The organism is Alteromonas gilva, assembly GCF_028595265.1.
Taxonomy (GTDB): Bacteria; Pseudomonadota; Gammaproteobacteria; order Enterobacterales; family Alteromonadaceae; genus Alteromonas; species Alteromonas gilva.
This window is the reverse complement of sequence record NZ_JAQQXP010000001.1, coordinates 194310-215842: the sequence shown is the minus strand read 5'-3', so window position 1 is coordinate 215842 and position 21533 is coordinate 194310. Positions and strand designations below refer to the sequence as shown.

Annotated in this window: 21 protein-coding genes; 9 read left to right on the top strand and 12 right to left on the bottom strand. The window is 49.8% G+C overall.

Features of this window, described 5'->3' with window-relative positions:
• Nucleotides 1-81 precede the first annotated feature (81 nt).
• Entirely contained in the window at nucleotides 82-630 is a 549-nt protein-coding gene (locus OIK42_RS01015; RefSeq protein WP_273637694.1) for an outer membrane beta-barrel protein, read from the top strand.
• A gap of 95 nt (nucleotides 631-725) precedes the next feature.
• Here the strand turns inward: OIK42_RS01015 and OIK42_RS01010 are convergent, their stop codons facing one another.
• The 4 genes from OIK42_RS01010 to OIK42_RS00995 are packed head-to-tail and all read right to left on the bottom strand — an operon-like array spanning nucleotide 726 to nucleotide 4355.
• The gene (locus OIK42_RS01010; RefSeq protein WP_273637693.1) at nucleotides 726-953 is read right to left on the bottom strand and encodes a YheU family protein; all 228 of its coding nucleotides are present in this window, start codon (nucleotides 951-953) and stop codon (nucleotides 726-728) included.
• Nucleotides 950-1984: a hydrolase gene (locus OIK42_RS01005; RefSeq protein ID WP_273637692.1), complete on the bottom strand. Its 1035-nt coding sequence runs from the start codon at nucleotides 1982-1984 to the stop codon at nucleotides 950-952. The genes OIK42_RS01010 and OIK42_RS01005 overlap by 4 nt, the downstream gene beginning before the upstream one ends.
• A complete protein-coding gene (locus OIK42_RS01000) occupies nucleotides 1981-2439 on the bottom strand; it encodes a TIGR02444 family protein (protein ID WP_273637691.1) in 459 nt (152 codons plus the stop codon). The genes OIK42_RS01005 and OIK42_RS01000 overlap by 4 nt, the downstream gene beginning before the upstream one ends.
• 2 nt (nucleotides 2440-2441) lie before the next feature.
• On the bottom strand, nucleotides 2442-4355 hold the full coding sequence (locus OIK42_RS00995) for an ATP-binding cassette domain-containing protein (protein ID WP_273637690.1): 1914 nt from the start codon (nucleotides 4353-4355) through the stop codon (nucleotides 2442-2444).
• Between the two features lie 185 nt (nucleotides 4356-4540).
• Between OIK42_RS00995 and OIK42_RS00990 the strand changes: the two genes are divergently transcribed.
• The 3 genes from OIK42_RS00990 (at nucleotide 4541) to OIK42_RS00980 (ending at nucleotide 6087) form a co-directional block, all read left to right on the top strand.
• Nucleotides 4541-4747 carry a YheV family putative zinc ribbon protein gene (locus OIK42_RS00990; RefSeq protein WP_273637689.1) on the top strand — a complete coding sequence of 69 codons (207 nt, stop codon included), beginning with the start codon at nucleotides 4541-4543 and terminating at the stop codon, nucleotides 4745-4747.
• Nucleotides 4748-4783: 36 nt separating this feature from the next.
• Complete coding sequence (locus OIK42_RS00985; RefSeq protein ID WP_273637688.1) at nucleotides 4784-5290, top strand: YgjV family protein; 507 nt, start codon at nucleotides 4784-4786, stop codon at nucleotides 5288-5290.
• Nucleotides 5291-5457: 167 nt separating this feature from the next.
• Nucleotides 5458-6087 (top strand): OB-fold-containig protein, encoded by a 630-nt coding sequence (locus OIK42_RS00980; protein WP_273637687.1) that lies wholly within the window; start codon nucleotides 5458-5460, stop codon nucleotides 6085-6087.
• A 41-nt stretch (nucleotides 6088-6128) separates the two neighbouring features.
• On the opposite strand, the gene OIK42_RS00975 is transcribed toward OIK42_RS00980, so the two are convergent.
• Nucleotides 6129-6374: a SlyX family protein gene (locus OIK42_RS00975; protein ID WP_273637686.1), complete on the bottom strand. Its 246-nt coding sequence runs from the start codon at nucleotides 6372-6374 to the stop codon at nucleotides 6129-6131.
• Nucleotides 6371-7351, bottom strand: coding sequence for a WD40 repeat domain-containing protein (locus OIK42_RS00970; protein WP_273641355.1), 981 nt, complete (start codon nucleotides 7349-7351; stop codon nucleotides 6371-6373). The genes OIK42_RS00975 and OIK42_RS00970 overlap by 4 nt, the downstream gene beginning before the upstream one ends.
• A 231-nt stretch (nucleotides 7352-7582) precedes the next feature.
• Between OIK42_RS00970 and fkpA the strand changes: the two genes are divergently transcribed.
• The gene (gene fkpA, locus OIK42_RS00965) at nucleotides 7583-8359 is read left to right on the top strand and encodes an FKBP-type peptidyl-prolyl cis-trans isomerase (protein WP_273637685.1); all 777 of its coding nucleotides are present in this window, start codon (nucleotides 7583-7585) and stop codon (nucleotides 8357-8359) included.
• Nucleotides 8360-8641: 282 nt separating this feature from the next.
• On the opposite strand, the gene OIK42_RS00960 is transcribed toward fkpA, so the two are convergent.
• Entirely contained in the window at nucleotides 8642-8947 is a 306-nt protein-coding gene (locus OIK42_RS00960) for a hypothetical protein (RefSeq protein WP_273637684.1), read from the bottom strand.
• Between the two features lie 490 nt (nucleotides 8948-9437).
• On the opposite strand from OIK42_RS00960, the gene greB reads away from it, so the two are divergent.
• The gene (gene greB / locus OIK42_RS00955) at nucleotides 9438-9917 is read left to right on the top strand and encodes a transcription elongation factor GreB (protein WP_273637683.1); all 480 of its coding nucleotides are present in this window, start codon (nucleotides 9438-9440) and stop codon (nucleotides 9915-9917) included.
• A gap of 116 nt (nucleotides 9918-10033) precedes the next feature.
• On the opposite strand, the gene OIK42_RS00950 is transcribed toward greB, so the two are convergent.
• Nucleotides 10034-11974 (bottom strand): S9 family peptidase, encoded by a 1941-nt coding sequence (locus OIK42_RS00950; protein WP_273637682.1) that lies wholly within the window; start codon nucleotides 11972-11974, stop codon nucleotides 10034-10036.
• A 462-nt stretch (nucleotides 11975-12436) separates the two neighbouring features.
• Here OIK42_RS00950 and OIK42_RS00945 point away from each other — a divergent pair, with 462 nt between their 5' ends.
• Nucleotides 12437-14767, top strand: coding sequence for a Tex family protein (locus OIK42_RS00945; protein ID WP_273641353.1), 2331 nt, complete (start codon nucleotides 12437-12439; stop codon nucleotides 14765-14767).
• A gap of 135 nt (nucleotides 14768-14902) precedes the next feature.
• Here the strand turns inward: OIK42_RS00945 and OIK42_RS00940 are convergent, their stop codons facing one another.
• The 3 genes from OIK42_RS00940 to bioH all read right to left on the bottom strand — a co-directional run bounded on the left by OIK42_RS00940 (nucleotide 14903) and on the right by bioH (nucleotide 17238).
• Entirely contained in the window at nucleotides 14903-15835 is a 933-nt protein-coding gene (locus OIK42_RS00940) for a putative metalloprotease CJM1_0395 family protein (protein WP_273637681.1), read from the bottom strand.
• 5 nt (nucleotides 15836-15840) lie between these two features.
• On the bottom strand, nucleotides 15841-16167 hold the full coding sequence (locus tag OIK42_RS00935; protein ID WP_273637680.1) for a hypothetical protein: 327 nt from the start codon (nucleotides 16165-16167) through the stop codon (nucleotides 15841-15843).
• A 255-nt stretch (nucleotides 16168-16422) separates the two neighbouring features.
• Complete coding sequence (bioH, locus tag OIK42_RS00930; RefSeq protein ID WP_273637679.1) at nucleotides 16423-17238, bottom strand: pimeloyl-ACP methyl ester esterase BioH; 816 nt, start codon at nucleotides 17236-17238, stop codon at nucleotides 16423-16425.
• A 37-nt stretch (nucleotides 17239-17275) separates the two neighbouring features.
• Here bioH and OIK42_RS00925 point away from each other — a divergent pair, with 37 nt between their 5' ends.
• Nucleotides 17276-18052, top strand: a complete 777-nt coding sequence (locus tag OIK42_RS00925) for a ComF family protein (RefSeq protein ID WP_273637678.1) — start codon at nucleotides 17276-17278, stop codon at nucleotides 18050-18052.
• A gap of 29 nt (nucleotides 18053-18081) precedes the next feature.
• On the opposite strand, the gene OIK42_RS00920 is transcribed toward OIK42_RS00925, so the two are convergent.
• Nucleotides 18082-20703 (bottom strand): M14 family metallopeptidase, encoded by a 2622-nt coding sequence (locus tag OIK42_RS00920; RefSeq protein WP_273637677.1) that lies wholly within the window; start codon nucleotides 20701-20703, stop codon nucleotides 18082-18084.
• A gap of 245 nt (nucleotides 20704-20948) precedes the next feature.
• On the opposite strand from OIK42_RS00920, the gene nfuA reads away from it, so the two are divergent.
• Nucleotides 20949-21527, top strand: a complete 579-nt coding sequence (gene nfuA, locus OIK42_RS00915; protein ID WP_273637676.1) for a Fe-S biogenesis protein NfuA — start codon at nucleotides 20949-20951, stop codon at nucleotides 21525-21527.
• Nucleotides 21528-21533: the final 6 nt, after the last annotated feature.

Below are 21533 nucleotides of genomic sequence, written 5' to 3'. Positions count from 1 at the left end.
AGCGAGTTTAACTTACAGCCTGGCCTGAAGCTTGCGATGGCAGTGTAAACACCAAGGTTTTCAAGTAACGGAGTAGTAAAGATGAAAAATACGGTATTTCTGACCAGCGCAGCCCTGGCATTTTTGTTTGTTCCTGTGCCGGGCACAGCAGCGACGCCTGACTGGCGTTACCTGGAAGGCGGCTATCTGAGCTATGACGGCGATGGCGGTTTCGACCCCGATGGCCTGCAAATTAATGGCAAATATTCTCTCGATAAGCACTTTTATCTGAACGGCGAATATGGCTGGGCGGAAAGTCGCAGCGCCGACTTCACTACGCTCACACTCGGTGGTGGCTATCGGTTAAGACTCAACCCAACGACGGATGTCTACGTGGGCGCTAATTTTGAGCGCATTGATTCTGATTACTATGACAACAACGGCTACAGTCTGGTAGGCGGCGTTCGCAGCTTCATTACCCCGGACATAGAAGTTAATGGCGAGCTTGGCTACCTGGATATTGATGAAGGCGACATGACGTTTAAAGCGGGGGCGTATTACTACCTGAACCCGCAACTGGCCGTTGGCGCCAACTACGAATTAATGGACGATGCAGACGTATTTCAGCTGTCTGGCCGCTACGTATTTTAAACTCTGTGCGTTAAAAAGAATCAGGTTTGCATGCTCTGCCACACGGACGTGGCGGAGTTTTTTTATTGTGCAAGGTCCTCATCCGGGGGCAATACCTATTGTGCTTCGTCGCGGTACTCTCGCGCCGGGCGTATGTCTACGGTGTCATGCAACTCTGAATACACCAGCAGTGCCTCACCGCTTTTAAGCTGTGATACCACCTGTGCCACCTTCGTGCTGAGTTCGGTTTCAATCTCGCCATAATCGGTGCCTTCACGCAGTACAAACTCTTTGGCAATGTTGTGCAACGTCTCTGCGGCGATCTCGTCGATGGGTATGATCATAGTGACTCCAGCGTTGGCAAAAAATCAGAAAAATAGCGTTTAACCCGCTGTTGCAACCATATCTGTGGGCGAGCGGGAGTACCAGACATAAAGCCAACATGGCCGCCGTTTTCGCTCAATTCAACCGTGACGTGTCTGCCCAGTTCTGATTCAGGCGGTATAATTGTGTGATTCATAAAGGGATCGTCCAGCGCATGAATAATCAGGGTCGGGCTATGAATGGCTTTTAAATAAAAATACGCACTGCATTGCTCATAGTAGTCACGCGCGTCGGCAAAGCCATGTAAAGGCGCAGTGACACGCTCGTCGAACTGCCAAAAGGTGTGAATATTGTTTACCTCGTGGGCGCTTATCTGCAGAATATCGCGATAGTCAATGCGCTGCATTTTTTGCAATAGGTTTTGCTTCATGCTGCGGATCAGGTACTTTTGGTATACTTTGGAAAACCCCTGATCCACGCTCGATGCGCATTCATCCAGTTTTAACGGCGCAGAGACCGCCACGGCCGCCTTAAGGCCCAGACTATCGGGGTTTTCCCCCAACAGCTTAAGCAGCATGTTACCGCCGAGGGAGAAACCCAGTGCCACCTTTGGTACATCGGGGTAGCGTTTGTGCAACTGGTTAATAATAAACGTTGGATCGCCGGTTTCTCCCGAATGATACGCCCGGGATGTGAGGTTGACCTCGCCGCTGCAGCCGCGAAAATGCATGAGCACCACCTGCCAGCCATTATCGCTTAGCGTCGCCATCATATCGTTGGCATAGTGCGATTTAATGGAACCTTCCAGACCATGAAACATCACCACCATGCCGGTCAGTGTTGCCGGTGCGGGCCCCCAGGCAAGGTCAATAAAATCACCGTCGTCGAGCTTAACCCGCTCGGTGGTGTAACTCAGCGGTAACCGTTGTTGCAGAAAGCGAGGCCAAATGGTCTGAATGTGGCGGTTACGAGCCCAGCGCGGTGCCCTGAAACTACTTTGTATTATTCGCCCGTGTGCAGAACCTTGAGTATGACTAGACGGTGTTGTCATGTGTTGATTACTTTACTGATTAACTGTCTGATTTGGTGGCTATCGGGCAGGTTGAGCCACTTGCCGACCTGAATGCTATGGTTATCACTGCTGTCGCCAGCCTTATCGATGGGCTGTGATTGATTAAGTACGGCGACCAGCGCTGCCTGTTGCTGCGCTTCCAGCTCTAACTCCATGGCCTTAAGCGTTTCATAGTGTTCTGTGCCCTTAGCGTTGCGCCGCTGCTGGCGATGCGCCTGAATAACCGGATCGGTTTGCGCCACGGCCTGCCTGAGCCGGGTGAGCAGTGCGTCATCGACCTGATATTGATGGGTTATACACCAATGCAGCAACAGCAGTAAATTAACATTAACCTGATACTGGTCCTGCAGGGTTAAACACGCCTTTGCAACACCTTCCTTAGTGTAAACCGCTACACTGTGCTGCCAAAACGTATCCTTGGTTAGCTGTGTCATTGTCAGGCAGTGATCGCGTAGCGGGTTTTAGCCTCTTCCAACGCTTCCTGTGCCTCCAGCCACTGCATCTCCTCAATCTCTATTTGAGATTTAAGACTTGCTTGTTTGTCCAAATAGCTCATTAACTGGGCTTTTTTATCGGCCTCGTAAAGCTCGGTTCTGGCGAGTTCGTTCTCCACGTCGGCGAGCGCAGTATTAAGCTTTTCCATCGCCTTTTCAGCCTCTTGTATTTGCTTGCGCAGCGGCGCGGTAGACTGGCGAAACTCAGCTTCACGGCGTTTTTCTGCTTTGCGGTCTACCTTGGGTTTGTCGTCGACGGGCGCAGTTGCGGATGCCTTATCGCTTTGTTGTTGCCCTAAAATCCAGTCGCGGTAATCTTCCAGATCGCCACTAAAGGGGGCAACGTCGCCGCTATCAACCAGGTAAAACTCTTCACACACTGCCGACAATAAATAACGGTCGTGCGAGACCAGCACCATGGCCCCTTCAAAGCCCTGCAAGGCGATATTTAAGGCATGGCGCATTTCCAGGTCGAGGTGGTTGGTAGGTTCATCGAGTAACAACATATTAGGCTTTTGATACACAATAAGGGCCAGCACCAAACGCGCCTTCTCACCACCGGACATGGGGGCTACCGGCCCTGTGGCTTCATCGCCGTGAAAACCAAAACCGCCCAGAAAATCCCGCAGCTGTTGCTCGGTGGCTTTGCTGTCGAGTCGCTGCAGGTGTAACAGGGCTGATGCGCTGGGATCAAGCGTTTCGAGCTGATGCTGGGCAAAGTAACCAACGTTGAGTCCTTTTGCGGTGTTAAACACCCCTGCTTTAGGCGCATGCACGCCAGCGAGGAGTTTGATCAGGGTTGACTTACCCTGTCCATTGCGGCCCAGTAAACCAATCCGACTACCGGGTACCAAATTTAACTTAACCTGTTGTAAAACAATGTGCTCGCCATAACCGAGCATCACTTTTTCCATTTGTATCAACGGATTTGGCAGCGCACTGGGTGGTTTAAAGGCAAAACTGAACTGACTGGCATGGTGTGCAGGCAGCAGTGTTTCCATTTTTTCCAGTTGCTTGATGCGGCTTTGCGCCTGCTTGGCCTTACTCGCCTTGGCCTTAAAGCGATTAATAAACGACTCCAGATGCGCTATCTTGTCTTGCTGTTTACTGTATTCAATATCCTGTAAACGTAATCGCTCGGCGCGTTGGGTCTCGTAGCTCGAATAATTACCGGTATAGGCAATAAGCTTTTGTTGTTCGACGCTGATAATCTGTGCCACACAACTGTCGATAAACGCTTTATCGTGAGAAATTAACAGCAGTGTGCCCTGATAGCGTTGCAACCAGCGCTCCAGCCAAATTACCGCATCTAAATCGAGGTGGTTGGTGGGCTCATCAAGCAACAGCAGATCTGACGGGCAAAGCAGCGCCTGCGCCAGGTTTAAACGCATGCGCCAGCCACCGGAAAAGTCCGTTACCGGCGCGGTGAGTTGCTCATTGGTAAACCCCAAGCCGGCTAAAATCGTCGCCGCTCTGGGTTCAACATCATAGGCGCCGGCCTGTGCCAGCAAATCGTGATACTTGCCGATGGCCTCGCCATTATGGGCCTGCTCGGCGTCGGCCAGCTGTTGCTGTAAACGGCGCAGATGCTTATCACCGTCGATAACATAATCGATAGCGCTACGGTTGACCGCCGGGGTTTCCTGGGCCACGCTGACAATGCGCCAGTCAGCAGGCAGCGAGCAATCACCGGCATCCACACTCAGTTCGCCGCGCAATAACGCAAACAGCGTTGATTTACCACAGCCATTACTGCCGATGAGGGCAACCTTGTGACCGGGAAATACCTGCGCCGACGCGCCATCAAGCAAAACTTTGCTGCCGCGCATCAACGTAACGTCGGATAACTGAATCATAAAACTGCGATAACCTGTGATAACATAGCCTGGCTGGGTAGTTTATCAGAAGGTCTGCATGCGATCTGCATTTGCTCACCTGCCGTATTAACAATATCGAGCTAGCATTAACTGATTGTCGGTTGATTATGCTTAGGTCAAAAAATTACCCGAAAGATTTTGATTAATTTAATTGTGTGAGTAGCATGAGTCAACGCCAACGAAAACGCTTTATTGCCGGTGCAACCTGTCCTAAATGTAAGGCCATGGACACCATTATGTTATTTTTCGAGAACAACGTAGAAAAACTTGCCTGTGTTGAGTGTGACTATACTGACACGCAACCCCAGGCAGAGGTAAAAACCGCCAGTCGCGGCAGCGATAACATCATTGGTGTGTTTAAACCAAATTAAATTTAGCCAACCACTAACAGTAAGTACTCACTAATTTTGCTACCAGAATTTAATTTAGCCCAGGCAGTAGGCATGCTGAGTTTTGTACTCGGCATTTTGTGCTTTTATCAGCGCAACGATCAGCGCCTGCGTATTATGATGGTGGTGATGAACTTAAACCATGCTCTGCACTTTGCACTGCTTGGCGCAGTAACGGCCTGTTTGAGTGCCTTACTGGCAGTTGTACGTACCGGACTGTCCATTAAAACCCGCTCCCGCATTGTCGCCTATGTTTTTATTGTGATAGCACTGGTACTTGGCCTGGCGTTAGCCGATGCATGGTACGATTTGTTTCCCATTCTGGGCACCTGTATTGGTACCTATGCGCTGTTTTGTTTATCTGGTATAAAAATGCGGATTGCCTTTTTACTCGGTGCGATCTGCTGGCTTACCAATAATATTATTGTCGGCTCCATTGGCGGCACCCTGCTTGAGGCCACGCTGTTAGCCGTTAACTGCATGACGATGTGGCGATTGTATTTAGCCAGCAAAATCAGGCCGTAATAGTATCAGGCGAAGCGCCCGCTTAAAGCTCCTGACCTGTGAACCATACCTGCCATCATAGCAACAGCTGACATCCCCCAATGGTAAAACGAAAAATCTTTGCCGGAATTTGAAACTGGGCTACACTAATTTTTCTTGTCTGTAAACATACATCAGGGACGGTGGTTATGTTATCACTCTTATTAAACGAGGCTAATATTTGGTTTAGCTGCGGGCTTGGCGCGGTGCTTACCTTACTTACCCTCGAAATAACCGGTATGCTTTTTGGCGTCAGCCTGCTGAGTATTGTGGCTGAGCAAGCAACCACCGACCGTCACAGTGATACAGCCTCAGGTAGAACCCTCGCCACCTGGCTTGCACTCGACCGTCTCCCTTTCTTGGTATGGCTGATGCTATTAGTGACCAGTTTTGGCATTACAGGCCTGGTATTAAACTTTCTTTCTTTACACTTTTTAGCCACCTACGTTAACCCCTGGCCGGTTATAGCCCTGGCTTTGCTAATTGCCGTCGTCATTACCGCACAATGTGGCGGTTTAATCGCCCGTTGGTTGCCTGAACAACCTACTGCGACCTTACCAATAGAACATTTAGTGGGTACGGTAGGCTGTATTACCTCGGGTGTCGCGCGTCCGCGCAGTCCGGCGCAAGCTAAGTTTACCGATTGTTCAGGCCAGGCCCATTATTTGCTGGTTGAGCCCATGGAGAACAATGAGCAATTCAGCCAGGGTGAGCAGGTATTGCTGTTAAAAAAACAAGCGCAAAGCTGGTTAGTCACACGCTACATTGCCCCTGAATAACAAGCGATAAAGAACCTTGTTTGAGGGGAAAATAACAGGCCTTAGTAATGGGGTGGCGGAACCTCTTCTGACATTTTAGCAATATTCGAGGGCTCCATGCCTTTCACTTTATCAATCACGTGGCGCAACTGATACTGCATTTTTTCGATTTGAATTTGCTGGTTAGATAGCGCGTCGTTGAGCGCGTCTATGGTATATTCCTGAAACGCTAACTTAGTTTCAAGTTCAGCAATTGCATTATTGGCGTCGACTAATTGCGCCGCCAAGGCCTCATTAGATGTTGTCATGATTCTGGCATACTCCACAGTTCCGCTAACCCGCTACTGCTGACGGAAATTAGATTCTTTTCATCAATAAAACCCACACCATACACAACAGCTGATGGTGGAGACATATTTTCTCGCGGTGCCACTTTCCATTCGCCCACCTGCTCGCCGGTTTGTACATTCCATAAATACATTCGCCGCGATGGCGCCCCTGTAAGCAAGTACTTACCATCCGCAGAGAATACGGCATCAGTAAATATCTTTTGGCGTGCGATATATTGCAACTGGCTGATGGGCTCACCTGTCTGAACATTCCAAATCTGCGACTTTTGCTGACTGTCAGCGGTAAACGCATAACGCCCCTGATCATCAAGAGCAACCAGGGTAACGCGACTCGGATGGGTAAAGGAATGAATAACCTGTCCCGACTCGGTGCTCCACAGGTAAGCAACATAGTCGTTCCCCCCCGTGAGCGCATACTTACCGTTGGGTGTCACATCTACGCTGTTGATACGTTCCTGATGACCCAAAAATTCAAGACGTCGTCCACTGCCCGGCTCAAAAAACATGACCTGACCGTTTGAACGCCCAACCACGACGCCACGCCCCCCATTGGCTATTGCCACGTCGCGAATACTCGACTCGTCAATGCGCCAGAACCCTACCGGTTCGCCGGTTGTTAAACTCCAGGTTGCAAACGCTTCGCGGTCTGAGGTTACCGCATAGCTATTGTCTGCGCTAATATGCACATTCGCCACCAGGTTGTTTCCGTCGCCCTGATGGCTCCATTGGTATAGCGGTTGGTCTTCACCAAAACGCCAAACGTGAATACCATTATTAATGCCTGATACCAGGCTTAGCTTACCATCAGTTGACACATCGGCGGCATAGGCACCTTCTTCAACAATACGCCATTGCTTATCTGGCGTGGTATCCGGCACAATACATCCGCTTAAGGCAACGCAGTTGAGAGCCGCAACCGACAAATAAGTGAACATTTTGAATTGTAGTGTTGTCATAGGCTGTTCTATTAACATTTACTGGCTCGATAATAACACGAAACGTATATATGCGTCCCTCTGCCGACGATTCACGGCATTATGCGGCAGAGACTCGTGTTTGTTTCGTTAAGCATGTTAAAGTATCGCTTAAATCCAGTTACACCTTTAAATTAGACAGGCAGTGTTGCGCACGATAAGCAAGCTGCCCATCAATAAACGGAGAAGTATATGCAAAAGTCGCTCGTTGCCCTTTCTATTGTTGCAACACTTGGTTTGGCTGCCTGTCAGCCACAACAAGATACCACCGCAGAGACTGCACAAGCACCTGCGCTCAACAAAGAAGAAATGACTGATGCGCAAAAGCAAGCCTATGCAATGGGTGCCAGCATGGGCCTTTTCATTGCTAATCGCGACCAGCAGATGCAGCAATTTGATGAAACCCTCGATAAAGACGCGCTCATGCAGGGTCTTAAAGATGGCATGGCAGATACATTGATTTTCGAAAGTGCTGAGATCCAGCAACTGGCCCAGGCAGGCGAACAAGCCATGCAAGCCAAGCAACAGGAACTTGCCAGCAAAATGGCTGCTGAAAACCTTGAAAAAGGCACTGCGTTCTTAGCCGAAAACGCGAAAAAAGAAGGTGTTATCACCACTGAGTCTGGCCTGCAGTATGAAGTTATCACAGAGGGTGAAGGCGAAAGCCCGGTTGCTACCGATACCGTTAAAGTGCATTATCAGGGTACTTTGCTCGATGGTACCGAGTTTGATTCGTCTTATTCGCGTGGCGAACCTATTGAGTTCCCACTGAATCGCGTTATTCCAGGCTGGACTGAAGGCGTTCAAACCATGAAAGAAGGTGGTAAAACACGCTTGTTTGTTCCTGCTGAACTTGCTTATGGTGAGCGCGGAAAGGGCAACATTATTACCCCTAACTCCACCCTGATTTTTGAAGTGGAACTGTTAGAAGTGAAAAAACCAGAAGCGCAGGCAGAGACTGAAGAGTAATAGCGTTGCCTTCAAAGGGCTTTATTTAGCGCATTAATAGAAAAAGCCGACAATTGATTGTCGGCTTTTTACTAAGCGTCTATCCATGCTTATCGGTAAGTCCGTACTTTTTTGCATAGTCGTGCTGGCCAATCCAGCATTTTATGCACCCAAATACTCATTCGGGCAATGTTTTGTTTGTTCTTTATAAGTATAGAACATACACCAAACACTGCACGAAAATGACCAGGTTTTGTTCAAATATTTTGCGCTAAAAAATTACCGCTTTATAACGTAATTAGCTCAGGCATCATCACTACGACGACGATCAGCTTGCAACCGACGTTCAGGGTGCAACTTAACTTTATTCACCTGATGAAGCAAAATTTTGCCGGCCTGATATAAGGCCAGGCATGCCAACACCGACACCATCGTTTTAGTGCCTTCATCACTACTGAACGCGTTAAAGGCCGTTACGCCAAAAAATAACACAGCACTGAGCAGTAAAATAACGCCGGAAACACATAAACCAAATTCCAATACCGACGCCGTTCTTTTAGCCGGTGTTATTCCTTTATCGAGTTGCTCTAATGAAAAATTTTGATTCATAATACCTATCCTTTGGTTGTAAACGACATCATTGTTGGTGCAACTACAGCGCATTGAGATCGTTATCGCTATATAAACTTGCAATTTCATCACAATATCAGAAACAACCGGGCGGTACGATGGGCTTAATCCAGCCTATGATCCCGAATATTGTATGAAATCATTAAAATAAATGAATGAATGAGTATTCGATGCGACTGCTCTATAGTTATCATTAAACCATAGCTTCACCGAAGCTGTAAGGCAATCCAACGCACTACAACTACGACTTTAGTATAATGCTGTGAGAAAAAATTGCTAATAATAATTTATGACTAAAACACCTCTTATTACTCGTAAAGGTTATCAAAAATAAGACAACACACACTTGATTTAACGCGCTATTAAACGCAACCATCGAACCTGCCAATTGTCGAAAAGTGATTCAAGGATATACAATGCTGCGTAGCGCAAAAACCATTGCATCTGAATCAACGCCAAGAGGTTTCATGTGAAAACCAACCTGATTACCAGCGAAGGATATGCCAAGCTTAAAAGTGAGCTGGATTATCTCTGGAAAGAGTATAGACCTGAAATTACAAAGAAAGTTACCTGGGCAGCCAGCCTGGGTGACAGGTCAGAAAACGCTGACTACAAAGAGAATAAGCGGATATTGCGGCAAATAGACTCGAGGGTCAGATACATCAGGAAACGGTTAGAAAGCGTGAAAGTAGTTCACTATTCTCCGGAGCAAGAAGGTAAAGTGTTTTTTGGTGCCTGGGTTGAAATTGATAATGACGAAGGCGAACACATGCACTTCAGAATAGTAGGTCCGGACGAAATATACCGAAACGAAGAGACCTACATTTCCATCGACTCTCCCATGGCAAGAGCGCTACTCAAAAAAGAAGAGGGTGACGATGTGTTGGTAAAAACGCCTGCCGGCAATGCCTACTGGAATGTGTTGAGTATTAGCTATAAAAAACCATAACATTCAGTACTGATAATATTGTGCGAATCTCACTGTAAAAAATAGTCGACACCACAACCAGCCGAAACAGCCCGCCAACCAGGCAAGCTCATTTCGGCGATTGCGCCGCTATTTAATTAACTTTTATCGTTAACTAAGTGGCGCTCCAGAAAATCGGCCAACGCGCGATAAAAGGTCACGCGATTTTCCAGTTTACTGACACTGTGGCCCTCATCAGGAAAGCGCAGGTATGTAACGTCCAGGCCTTTTTCACGCAATATGCGCACCATGCGATCAGATTCGGTCACCGGATCGCGTGGGTCATTAACACCATGCTCAAAAAACATCGGCGCAGTGATGTTATGTACCGTATTAATGGGCGAATTTTCAGCGTAAAACTCTTGCCATTTTGGCTCACGAATATCCCCGTACTCAATACGATCGGAGGCTTTTAAACCCGGCGAAGCTTGTTGTAATGCGCGCACCCAGTCTGACACACCAACAAAAGAGGCGCCGGCCTTAAATGCGTCGGGATACAGGCCCATCACCGCATTGACCATATAGCCACCGTAGGAACCGCCCATGACAGCCGCATTGTTGGTATCTATGCGCGGATCATCCTCGAGGTACACGAGTGCATCCACCAGATCGCGCACACTGTCGAGACGTTTTTCCTGATTGTCTAACCTAGCGTAGGTTTTACCAAAGCCAGTGGAGCCACGCACGTTAATATCCAGCACCGCGATGCCTTTACCCACCAGGTACTGAGTCAGTGGCTGCCAGGATGGTCTGGCCTGCGCAGTCGGTCCGCCATGCACATCAACAACCAGCGGCACTGCTGTCCGGGTATTTTCAGGCAGGTAAAGTAAGCCCTGCACTGTAACGCCATCGCGAGCGGGGAACGTCATCACCTCCGGGTGCACCAGTGATGACGGTTCAATACCGGCCAATGTAGCGCTAACCACCGGCTCAATGTTTTTAGCTTTCGCATTAAGCGTCATTATTTCGCCCGGGGAGGCAGGCGTGCTTTTTTGCACCGCTATAATATCTTTATTTGCCGCGCAACTTACCGACAGCACTCCAGGGTCACCGGGTAAGGCAGTATAAGTGAACTTTTTGTTTGCCAACGTTGCAATCTGCAGCACACTAAAGCCATTTTTATTGCCGGTCATTACCATCTGCGTCTGATTGTTACACAGGTGCAGGCTGTCCTGGCCTTCTCCCATTTCCAGTACGGTAGTGGTTTGAGACTCAGTGTCATATTGATGCACAGCAGTCATTTCACGGTCCAGGTTCGACAAAAAGTACAGCGTCTTACCGTCTTTGCTCCAGTTAAAATCACTAAAAGAGGCCGCGACTTTCGGTTGATATAACGGCGCTATTTCGCCACTTTCGGTATTGAGTATATACACATCCTGGGCATCTTCACCGCGAGTTTCTGTCACCAGAATATTAGCGGTTCCGGGCTGCCGCGCCGCTGGAAAGAAACCAAATTCAGCCTGATAAATCATGCTGGACTCACCGCTACGTAAATCATGCTGATAAATGTCGAAATCCCGTCCATTACGCTCCGTAGAAGCGTAAGTAAACAAATTTCCGGTTGCGTCAAACTGACCGAATCGTCTGAACGCATTGGAATGATCTAAAATAAGTTGTTCCTGTCGGCCGTCGCGGCTTATGAAATAATACGCCGGACGCTCGTTGCCATTGTTATCGGCGCTATACAGCAAGCGCTCACCATCAGGATGCCATTGGTAAAAGGAAATGCCGTTCCCAAACGTAATTTGAGTGGCTTCACCACCGTCGAGAGATTTTACCCACAATTGACGCGTACCGGTGACATTGCTGGTGAAGGCAACATGGGTGCCCTGGGCGTTAATACGCGACTGACTGACACCACGGGATAGCAAAAATCGGCTAATATCAACCGGCTGGGTGCCGGCCAGGCCAATCGACAATGGCCGGGATTGTGGCGTGTCTTCCGGGTAAGGCCATGAGGTAGCTTGTTCTGCAAATGTACAGGTGGAGCAAAGCATCAGGCTCAGTGTTGTGAGCAGGTAACGGTATCGGTTTTGCATAATCTCTCCGTAAGTGACGTATTGAACGACATGTATTGCGCAAGTGTTGATAACGTCTAGCTATATCACGTTGCTTCGCAGTGAACCGGCATTTTAAGATTAACGTACTAAAATGCCGGTTCAATATCACCAGGGTTACATGTTCTCGCCCTGCACTGAACATCAACCATATTGAATTCACTGACGTTATTGGTTTGCAGGTGATCGGTATTTTCTGCACGTTTGTGGCCGCTATATTGCTCATGCCTAAAGCCTTAAAAAGCACCTTCTGAGCAACGAGCTGTTAATACACGCCAACCACCGATTGAATAAGGCTAAGTCTGTGACACGGTGTTTTTCAGTGCTATACTCTGCAGCCAGAAATAGCGCACCAACGCGCAACGTTAAATCAACTCAACAAGGTGGGAAAGGGCACTTTCCAATCTGACATTCACTACCGCCTGAACCTTACTCAAAATGATGATGATAATAAATACAATTGCCAACGAATTAGCCGTTAAACCTGCTCAGGTTGAGGCGGCCGTGAAACTTCTTGATGAAGGTTCAACTGTCCCTTTTATTGCCCGCTATCGTAAAGAAGTCACCCAGGGACTCGATGACACCCAGTTACGTAATCTGGATCAACGCTTGTCTTACCTGCGCGAGCTCGAAGATCGTCGCCAGGTCATTCTGAAATCCATTGCTGAACAAGACAAGCTGACTCCCGAACTTAAGCAACAGATTGAACAAGCTGACAACAAAACGTCGCTGGAAGATTTATATCTGCCTTACAAGCCGCGTCGGCGCACCAAAGGTCAAATTGCCATTGAAGCCGGCCTCGAACCGCTGGCCGATGCACTGTTCGCCGATCCCACGTTGGTGCCAGACGACATCGCGCAAAATTATGTGAATGCCGACAACGGCGTGGCCGACACCAAAGCCGCTCTCGAAGGGGCTCGTTATATCCTGATGGAGCGATTTGCTGAAGATGCCGGTCTGTTGGCAAAAGTCCGTCGTTATCTTAATGAAAACGCCTATATACGCAGCCGTGTTGTCGAAGGCCAGGAGCAGGCCGCGGTTAAATACAGCGACTACTTTGAGCATTCTGAAAAGCTCGCTAAAGTGCCTTCTCACCGGGCGCTGGCCATGTTCCGCGGCCGTAACGAAAATATGCTGAATATCCAGATGATTGCCGATCCGGGCCAGGAAGACTCCGCAACGCAATCATCATACTGCGAACAAATTATTGCAGCGCACTTTGACATTAAAAACCAGGGGCGTGCGGCGGATGCCTGGCTGGCTCAGGTAGTAACCTGGACCTGGAAGATCAAAATTGCCCTGCATATGGAAACCGAATTGTTTGGCCAGTTAAGAGAAAAGGCCGAAGAAGAAGCGATCAATGTATTTGCCAAAAATCTCAACGATTTGCTGATGGCTGCCCCGGCAGGTGCGAAAGTCACTATGGGGCTTGATCCGGGTTTACGTACCGGGGTGAAAGTCGCCATTGTAGACACTACCGGTAAGGTAGTAGGTACTACGACTATTTTCCCCCATGCCCCGCAAAACCAATGGGATAAGTCGCAACGCACCCTGGCCAACCTGTGCCGCCAGCACAAAGTAGAGCTCATCAGCATTGGTAACGGCACAGGCTCGCGTGAAACCGATAAACTGGTCAGTGAAATGCTCAAGCAAAACGAAGAGCTAAAAGCCCAGAAGATCATGGTGAGCGAAGCCGGGGCATCGGTATACTCTGCCTCCGAACTCGCCTCTAAAGAACTGCCTGACCTTGATGTGTCATTGCGTGGCGCCGTATCAATTGCCCGTCGCTTACAGGATCCTTTGGCCGAGTTGGTTAAAATTGAACCCAAAGCCATTGGTGTTGGCCAGTATCAGCATGATGTCAGCCAAAGCATGCTCGGCAAGTCATTGGATCAGGTTATTGAAGACTGCGTAAACTCAGTAGGGGTAGACTTAAATACCGCCTCTCCTGCGCTATTGAGCTATGTATCGGGTTTAAACCGGACGCTGGCACATAATATTGTTAACTATCGCGACACCCACGGTGCGTTCGTGCGCCGCCAGGATCTCAAGGCGGTAGAACGCTTAGGTCCGAAAGCCTTTGAACAGGCGGCGGGGTTCCTGCGCATTGTTAACGGCACCAACCCACTCGACAGATCAGCGGTTCACCCCGAAGCGTACCCGGTTGTCGATACCATTGTTAAGCGTACCGACGTAGCAGTAAACGACCTTATCGGTAATACCGAGCTGTTACGCAAACTTAACCCGGAAGAGTTTGTCAGCGACAGTTTTGGTATTCCCACGGTTAAAGATATTCTCAAAGAACTCGACAAACCTGGTCGCGATCCGCGCCCTGAGTTTAAAACCGCGACCTTTAAAGAGGGTGTAGAAACCATTGCCGATCTTAAACCCGGCATGATACTCGAAGGGGTGGTGAGTAATGTGGCTAACTTTGGCGCTTTTGTGGATGTCGGTGTGCATCAGGATGGCTTGGTCCATATCTCTGCCATTACCAACAAGTTTATTTCCGATCCCCGTGAAGTCGTTAAAGCCGGCGATATCGTGAAAGTAAAAGTGCTTGAGGTTGACGTAAATCGTAAACGTATTTCATTTACCATGCGCTTAGACGACACCCCAGCTCCCCAGGGCAAAGGGTCGAAAGGCAGCAGCAAACCGCAGGGACAAGGTAAAGCCAAACCGGCCAAAAGCAGAGCCCCGGCGCGACAAGCCGCGCCAGCCAATGCTGCCATGGGCAATGCCTTTGCCGATGCGTTTGCCAAAATAAAGAAAGACTAACCGTTATACGAATATTAACCACAACGGCCTCATTATGAGGCCGTTGCTGTTTCTGCGCGGCTAAAATTGAGGTTAAACAGGGACTTGTTTACCGGTTAACAGGCCTGATGGCGATGCTGATAGTTATTCTAATGACTATGCTGAGGCACGAAAGCCGCCTTCGGCGGGTGTGCTAACGCCGCTGTAAAAGCTTGCGATAATATTGCTGCGTTGTGCCATTTGCTCATCCGCAATATTCAATGACCGCCTCGGTCCTGCGCCATTGTTACCGCTGTCACTGGCTGACAACTCTTCCAGCGTTCGTTTTGGTATTTGCGGTTGGTTATCGGCGACTATTTCGTCGATTGACGGCGGCTCAATATCACCAGGCTGACGGTCAGCGTTGTCAGACGCGACGGTGCCGGCCTCACTGTTCTCCTTCGCCAGTTCATTGCGGGCTTCAAAGGCTATGCGCGCTGCTTCAGCAGCAACCTGCAGGTCTTGCGGCGACGGCTCGGCGGGTGCTAATGCTGCCGCCCGCACCTGCTGCATTTTGTTCAGCGTTTGCTGAGGAGTGTTTTCGGCTGAAATATCAATCGATACCTCGCCGTCAACGGCATATCGCTGGCCATCGGGGCCTCGTTGATACTGATACTGAGGCGCGCCAGCGTACTGGCCTCCGGCCGCTGCATGGGCCTGCTCATGCTTACGCACTTCCTGATCGCGCTGTTCAAGCGAGTCAATTTTGCGCTGCTCGGCCTGCTGCTGTTGGCGCTCCTCGGCATTGTCTTTGCCGGCGCTCTCATCTTTGCCGTTATCAAAGTCAAATGCTTGCTGGCCATCAGATGATGCCTGCGCCGAACTGTTCTGACTTACCTGGGGACGCTCATAGGTAAGCGGTTGATTGCCTTTAACTGACGACCTGAGCTTATCAGACTCAGAGCCTAAACCCTGTTCTGCCGCGCCTTGCTTGGCATCAGAAGGTTGTGGAATTGTTTCGCGGGCCAGATTGTCACGCCGGGCCGCTTCCACGCTAAGATTAGCAGTGGGAATGGCAAAGGACGTTGGGATAGGCGTGACAATATTCATAGCATTCAGGCGATGGTATCGATTATCTTGCCGACGGTATCATTGGCCACATCTAACACTTTTGCAGAGGCCAGTGCATTGTTACTGTAAAGCTGCATCGACAGCAAATCTGACATCATGTCGCCATTCGCCTTGGGCAGTAAGTCGGTGGTTGTTGACAGGCCCCGTAATCCGGCGTTGGCCAGCATCTCGCCAACACCTTGCTGCGCGACTTGTTGTTGCGCCGTTTTTTGCGCAATACTCAACGCCGACTGGGTCATCCCGTCGAAAGATCGTTGCAGACCAAACTGGCCGGCAACAATCGCTGAATTAGCATTGCTGTTAATTAACATATTTGTTTACTACCTACTGAGCTTTCGCGATCAATGGGCACATACCGACACTACGGTGTGCAGACCCTCACTACTTGCCGGATTTATCAAAGCGCCTTCATCCCAGACGCAATACCCCTATACTCTCGCGGTTAATTATTAACCAAAAACGCAAAAAAATAAAGCATTACTCATGGATTGCAGTGGAGTGAATTCCTTACAGAAGCCTATTCTCACAGGCTTTTCAGGCAGTTACTTCGTTAACGGATAAGCATCTTAACTGCAGCGTCGATCGATTTTATCGAGGTTCTTTACAAAGCTGAGCATGATCTCGGCGGTTTGCTGCGGATGAGAAATAAACGGGGCGTGTGCAGCGCGGGACAGCACTACGGTATCTGCCGCGGGCTGTAGTTCATGAATGCGATCAATACTGCAGGTCGGCACCAGACTATCAAGCCGTCCGTACAGACGCAGAGTAGGCTGCGTTATGCGTCCGATTGCCTGTCGTAAGTCTGTTTGTTCAAGCAGGTTTAAGCCCGCTACCAGTGCCTGTTCAGCGGGTGCCGGTAAGTCACGCAAATGCCCGCGTATAACCTTGACGTCCTGTTTGGCACTGGGACTGCCCATCGCCTGAATGGCTAAAAAGCGGTCGAGGGTTTTTTCGTAGTTGCGCGCCAGCTGCGTCTGAAAACCTTGTAACACCTGCGGTTCGATACCGCGCCAGCCCGGCCCGGAAACAAAGCACGGCGACGAGGCAAGGGTAATGACGCCAGCGACCTTGTTTGCGTAGTCCAGCGCCAGCTGCTGCGCTACGAGGCCACCCAGCGACCAACCAGCCACAACGGCACCGTCGGGAATAACACTGGCAACCCAATCGGTCAGTGTCGCCAGCGAGTAGTTGTCAGGCACCGATACGGCGTTCTGGCCAAAACCGGGCAAACAGATCCGGATAACACGCAGCTCTGCGGTTAGTAGCGGCAGAAACTCGGTAAACACGGCGCTATTCATACCCCAGCCATGCAGCAAAACCAGTGCCTTTCCTGTTCCTTCAGTCAGGCTATTAAGTGGTGCAATAGTGTTATCGTCGAGCACAGTTTAACGTCCTTTTAAATGTATAAAATGAGTTTACATGAGCAAGATAAAAACCGAAATAACAAAGTACCTGTCGGGTTTAAGATTTGCCGCTAAGCTGCTACCTGAGCGTCTTTGCTATTTGTGCCAGCAGTCTACTGACACCCTGGTTTGCCAGCATTGCGAACAAGACTGTTTGTTCTTTAATTTGCCAATGTGTGACTACAACTTACTCAACTGGACGGTGATCCGCAACGCACTGGTCACCGCCAAACATACCCGGGTGTGCGCCGCCGGTTACTATCAATGGCCGCTGGATTATCTGGTGAGGGAGTTTAAATACGGTCAGCCGCAGTTGGCCGACACCCTGGCGGACTGGTTTTGTCGCTATGGGTTAAACGCCCGTCGTCCTATGCCGCAGTGTTTATTACCGGTACCTACCAGTGTCTGGCGGTATACCAGGCGCCAGTATCATCAAACAGCCTTGCTATCGGCCTGCTTGTCCAAACGGCTGGGTATTGAAACCCAAACCCACTGGGCGCGGCGCTCGGCATCCGTTAAATACGGGTTTATGCATCAACAGGGGCAGGGCCGCAAAGCACGGCTCACCAACCTCAATAAGGCTTACACCTTAACCGCTGAGCCTTTGCCTGCCCATGTTGCTATTATCGACGATGTCATGACGACCGGCGCCACGGTAGCAACCCTGAGTAACATGCTACATAAACGCAACCCGGCCATGCAGATTGAAGTGTGGACGATGGCGGTTACGCCACTCAACGCCGATGGCACATTGCTGTTGCCGGGACGCCAGTTAGCGCCCCGGGCGAGGTAGTAGTCACCACACACATGTACCTGTGGTGTTTAGTCGATGGCCTCCGACATAAACAGCGCATTGCTCATAAGTTTGCTGGTGCCATACCAAAAGCCCCTGAACTGCGGATCGTCGGTAAAACCAATTACCCGGCCACGCCCCATAGGCTCAGCAATCACCGCTACCGACCCACCTATTTCCGATGCCAGTACGCTGGCACTGTAGCCTGCAACCAAAGGACTTTCCACATAGCGGGCTGGTATCTCGAAGGGGGATTCATTGCTGGTCACCATCATATTACTGGTTTTAAACATGTTGAGCTCGTCAGAATCATAGCCATAAAAGAGCGGATGCGATGTATCGATACGCGTTTTATATACCGAACCGGCTATAAGCTGTTGTGCGTTATAAGCTGAACGGTCGCCGTATTTAAGCGATTTCTGGCTAAACAGGTCTTGTACGTCGTCGCTGCTGCTGACATCAATATCTAACCATTTTTCTTTCTCGAACAGGTAAAGCGCTGATGTCTGGCCAATCAGTGTACCGCCCTGTTTAACCCAGTCTGTAATGTCGTTGACCAGGCTATCAGCGAGGTTATAACGGCCGCTGGCAACAACAATATGGGTGTACTGACTCAGCGACGTGCGGGCTAAATTATCCTGTTCTACCAGTGTAATCGGCATGCCTACCTGAGTGTCTAAATAATGCCAGATCTCGCCCACCTGGTACGGGCTGGTGCCTTCGCCGCCAACCACTAACACCTTTGGTGCTTTAACCGGCACCATGCCGCGACTGCCCAGATCAAGTCCACTGCTGGTAAAGCCGCTGGTGAGGGAATAGACCGGCACGCCAGTCTGCTGTACCGCGCTGTTCAACAACGCGGCCAGTTGAGGTGGCTGTGGTACACCCTGTGGTATAACGATGGTACCTGCACTAAAGGCCCGTTCGCCGTCGTGAGTTTTAGCACTGAAACCTTCAGTAGCAATACGCGCGTCAACACTGGCCGCCGCTAAATTTTGCAGCAGCGCCGGTGACTTGAAATGATGCCATTCAAAGGCATACGCATAGGCATCAGCATGAATGGCCGGCAGCGCTGCAGGCTCGGTCGTGGTAGCCTTCGCCAGTTTAACGCGGCGCAGGTCACGGGCGTTGAGTGCGCCGTATTCCAGGTCAAAAGCGAGCGGCAGGTTCCAGTTCGACACATCATAAAAAGTATTGTCGGTAAATGTCTGACGGGTTGAAAACAGTGACTTTATTAACCGGTATTGCGGCTGCGCCAGGGGAATAACCAGCGTATTGTCAGCACCCAAGGTATTGTTATCAACGGTCATATCGGCGGCAGGTATCTGGTAGTCGATATGATGTTGGTCAAGTACCCATTTTGCTTTGTCGAGGCGCCAGCTGTCCAACGGCTCGTGCAAGAAATACGCGGCGTGTTCGTCTTCTTTTGCCAGCGCTGCGGTATCGCGGAAAAAGTTATGCTGGTAGTCGAGCAACGCGGCTTTGTTAGCCAATGCACCGTCAAATACCGCCAGCGAAATAGTAAACTGGTTTTGAATCGTTTTGACAAAGCTTAGCGGACCATTGATTGAGTCTTGCAAATGTCCCCGGCTGCTGGCCTGCTCAAATAATATTCCCACGCTGCCTTGTGCGTCCGGATACGTAGAGCCTTTACCGTAATAAAAGTCATCAAAGCCTTCCTGGCTGAAATATAACTGATTTTGACTATCAAATGCTTTGACATAGGACTCGGCCAACGCATTGGTCAGGCGCACATTCCCTTCCGGTGTCCAGGGATTTTTGCGACTGGGAACACCAGGCTGAAAGAAATACGTTGAGTTGGTTCCCATCTCGTGAAAGTCGGTAAGAATATGCGGCCGCCACTGCTGAAACTTACTGATCCGGGCCTGAGATTCCGGATGCACTAACATGAGCCAATCGCGATTTAAGTCAAACCAGTAATGGTTTGTTCGCCCGTTAGGCCAGCCCTCACGATGTTCCCGATGATCGGGATCGCTCGATAACACCTGACCTTTGTGCATATTGGCCCACTGGGCAAAGCGCGATAAGCCATCAGGGTTAAACGACGGGTCGAGCAGGACAACATTGTTGGCTAACAACTCTGTGACCCGTTCATCTTTTGCGGCCGCTAAGTAATACGCCACCAACAGTGATGCATTGGCCCCCGAAGGTTCATTGCCGTGTACGCTGTAGCCCATATACAAAAACAGCGGCGCATCGGCGGAGGTTTTATCGCCCTGATTAACCTGTTTAAGATGATCTGCGCGCCAACCGTCCAGTTTTGCCCGATTGTCGGGCGCGGTGATGGTGAGCAACATCAGAGGGCGTTGCTCATGGGTGTAGCCGGTGACTTCCAGACTCACACGATCTGAGGCCTCGGCCAGCGCACGCATATAATTAACCAGCAAGTCATGGCGCACGTGCCATTCGCCAACATTATAGCCAAGCACCGATTCTGGCGTAGGGATCGCACTATCGAGTTCGGTGTCGGCCGGCAAATAATGAGTAGCGGGTTTACCCTGGGCAAGGCAGGCGCCGCTGATAACCAGTGTGCCTATCAATAATGATGCGCGTTTTAGCATCGTTTGACTGGATAATGTTATGCCATGCTTTAGTTGTTTGAGACTCACTCTGAGGGTGGCTAGTAGCATTTCGCGGATACCGTAATTAGTTTTATAAGTTGGTCGTATTCAGACGTTGCAATGCATAATATACCTATCTGAACTGCAGATGCCAGGATATTAATCGCGCCCTGAAGTCACCGACAGAGGGCAAAAACTGCTGTGATTGCTATTAGTTGTAACAATATTGCATATACTTCTTTCAATACCCGAGTGTTTTACTCAAGTAAATTTGTTATCATGCTGCTTATTTAATGATTATGCAGGACTCTATCATGATCTCAATATCTACAGAGGCTCAGGCGCATTTTAGTAAGTTGCTGGCCAAGCAGGAATCGGGAACGAACATTCGGGTTTTTGTGGTAAATCCAGGCACCTCCAGTGCCGAGTGCGGTGTATCCTACTGTCCACCTGATGCGGTGGAGCCAACCGACACACGCTTGCCCTTTGACGGCTTCGATGCGGTGGTGGATGAAGAAAGCGCCCCTTATCTGGAAGAGGCAGAAATTGACTACGTGACCGACCAGATGGGCTCGCAGTTAACCTTAAAGGCACCCAACGCAAAAGCCCGTAAAGTGGCCGACGATGCGCCTTTGGTAGAGCGCATTAACTATATGATTGAATCAGAAATCAATCCGCAACTGGCGAGTCATGGCGGTCAGGTTATGCTCGTTGAAGTCACCGAAGACGGCTATGCAGTGCTGCAGTTTGGCGGCGGCTGTAACGGTTGCTCCATGGTTGATGTGACGCTCAAAGAGGGCATTGAGAAACAAATGCTCGAGGCCTTTGGTGGCGACATTAAAGGCGTGCGTGACGCCACAGAACACCAGTCAGGAGAGCACTCCTACTACTAAGTAGCG

Bases quoted from the DNA above. Each gene is read 5' to 3' on its own strand.
- OIK42_RS01015 (WP_273637694.1), top strand. From the start codon at position 82: ATGAAAAATACGGTATTTCTGACCAGCGCAGCCCTGGCATTTTTGTTT.
- OIK42_RS01010 (WP_273637693.1), bottom strand. From the start codon at position 953: ATGATCATACCCATCGACGAGATCGCCGCAGAGACGTTGCACAACATT.
- OIK42_RS01005 (WP_273637692.1), bottom strand. From the start codon at position 1,984: ATGACAACACCGTCTAGTCATACTCAAGGTTCTGCACACGGGCGAATA.
- OIK42_RS01000 (WP_273637691.1), bottom strand. From the start codon at position 2,439: ATGACACAGCTAACCAAGGATACGTTTTGGCAGCACAGTGTAGCGGTT.
- OIK42_RS00995 (WP_273637690.1), bottom strand. From the start codon at position 4,355: ATGATTCAGTTATCCGACGTTACGTTGATGCGCGGCAGCAAAGTTTTG.
- OIK42_RS00990 (WP_273637689.1), top strand. From the start codon at position 4,541: ATGAGTCAACGCCAACGAAAACGCTTTATTGCCGGTGCAACCTGTCCT.
- OIK42_RS00980 (WP_273637687.1), top strand. From the start codon at position 5,458: ATGTTATCACTCTTATTAAACGAGGCTAATATTTGGTTTAGCTGCGGG.
- OIK42_RS00975 (WP_273637686.1), bottom strand. From the start codon at position 6,374: ATGACAACATCTAATGAGGCCTTGGCGGCGCAATTAGTCGACGCCAAT.
- OIK42_RS00970 (WP_273641355.1), bottom strand. From the start codon at position 7,351: ATGTTCACTTATTTGTCGGTTGCGGCTCTCAACTGCGTTGCCTTAAGC.
- fkpA (WP_273637685.1), top strand. From the start codon at position 7,583: ATGCAAAAGTCGCTCGTTGCCCTTTCTATTGTTGCAACACTTGGTTTG.
- OIK42_RS00960 (WP_273637684.1), bottom strand. From the start codon at position 8,947: ATGAATCAAAATTTTTCATTAGAGCAACTCGATAAAGGAATAACACCG.
- OIK42_RS00950 (WP_273637682.1), bottom strand. From the start codon at position 11,974: ATGCAAAACCGATACCGTTACCTGCTCACAACACTGAGCCTGATGCTT.
- OIK42_RS00945 (WP_273641353.1), top strand. From the start codon at position 12,437: ATGATAATAAATACAATTGCCAACGAATTAGCCGTTAAACCTGCTCAG.
- OIK42_RS00940 (WP_273637681.1), bottom strand. From the start codon at position 15,835: ATGAATATTGTCACGCCTATCCCAACGTCCTTTGCCATTCCCACTGCT.
- OIK42_RS00935 (WP_273637680.1), bottom strand. From the start codon at position 16,167: ATGTTAATTAACAGCAATGCTAATTCAGCGATTGTTGCCGGCCAGTTT.
- OIK42_RS00925 (WP_273637678.1), top strand. From the start codon at position 17,276: ATGAGCAAGATAAAAACCGAAATAACAAAGTACCTGTCGGGTTTAAGA.
- OIK42_RS00920 (WP_273637677.1), bottom strand. From the start codon at position 20,703: ATGCTACTAGCCACCCTCAGAGTGAGTCTCAAACAACTAAAGCATGGC.
- nfuA (WP_273637676.1), top strand. From the start codon at position 20,949: ATGATCTCAATATCTACAGAGGCTCAGGCGCATTTTAGTAAGTTGCTG.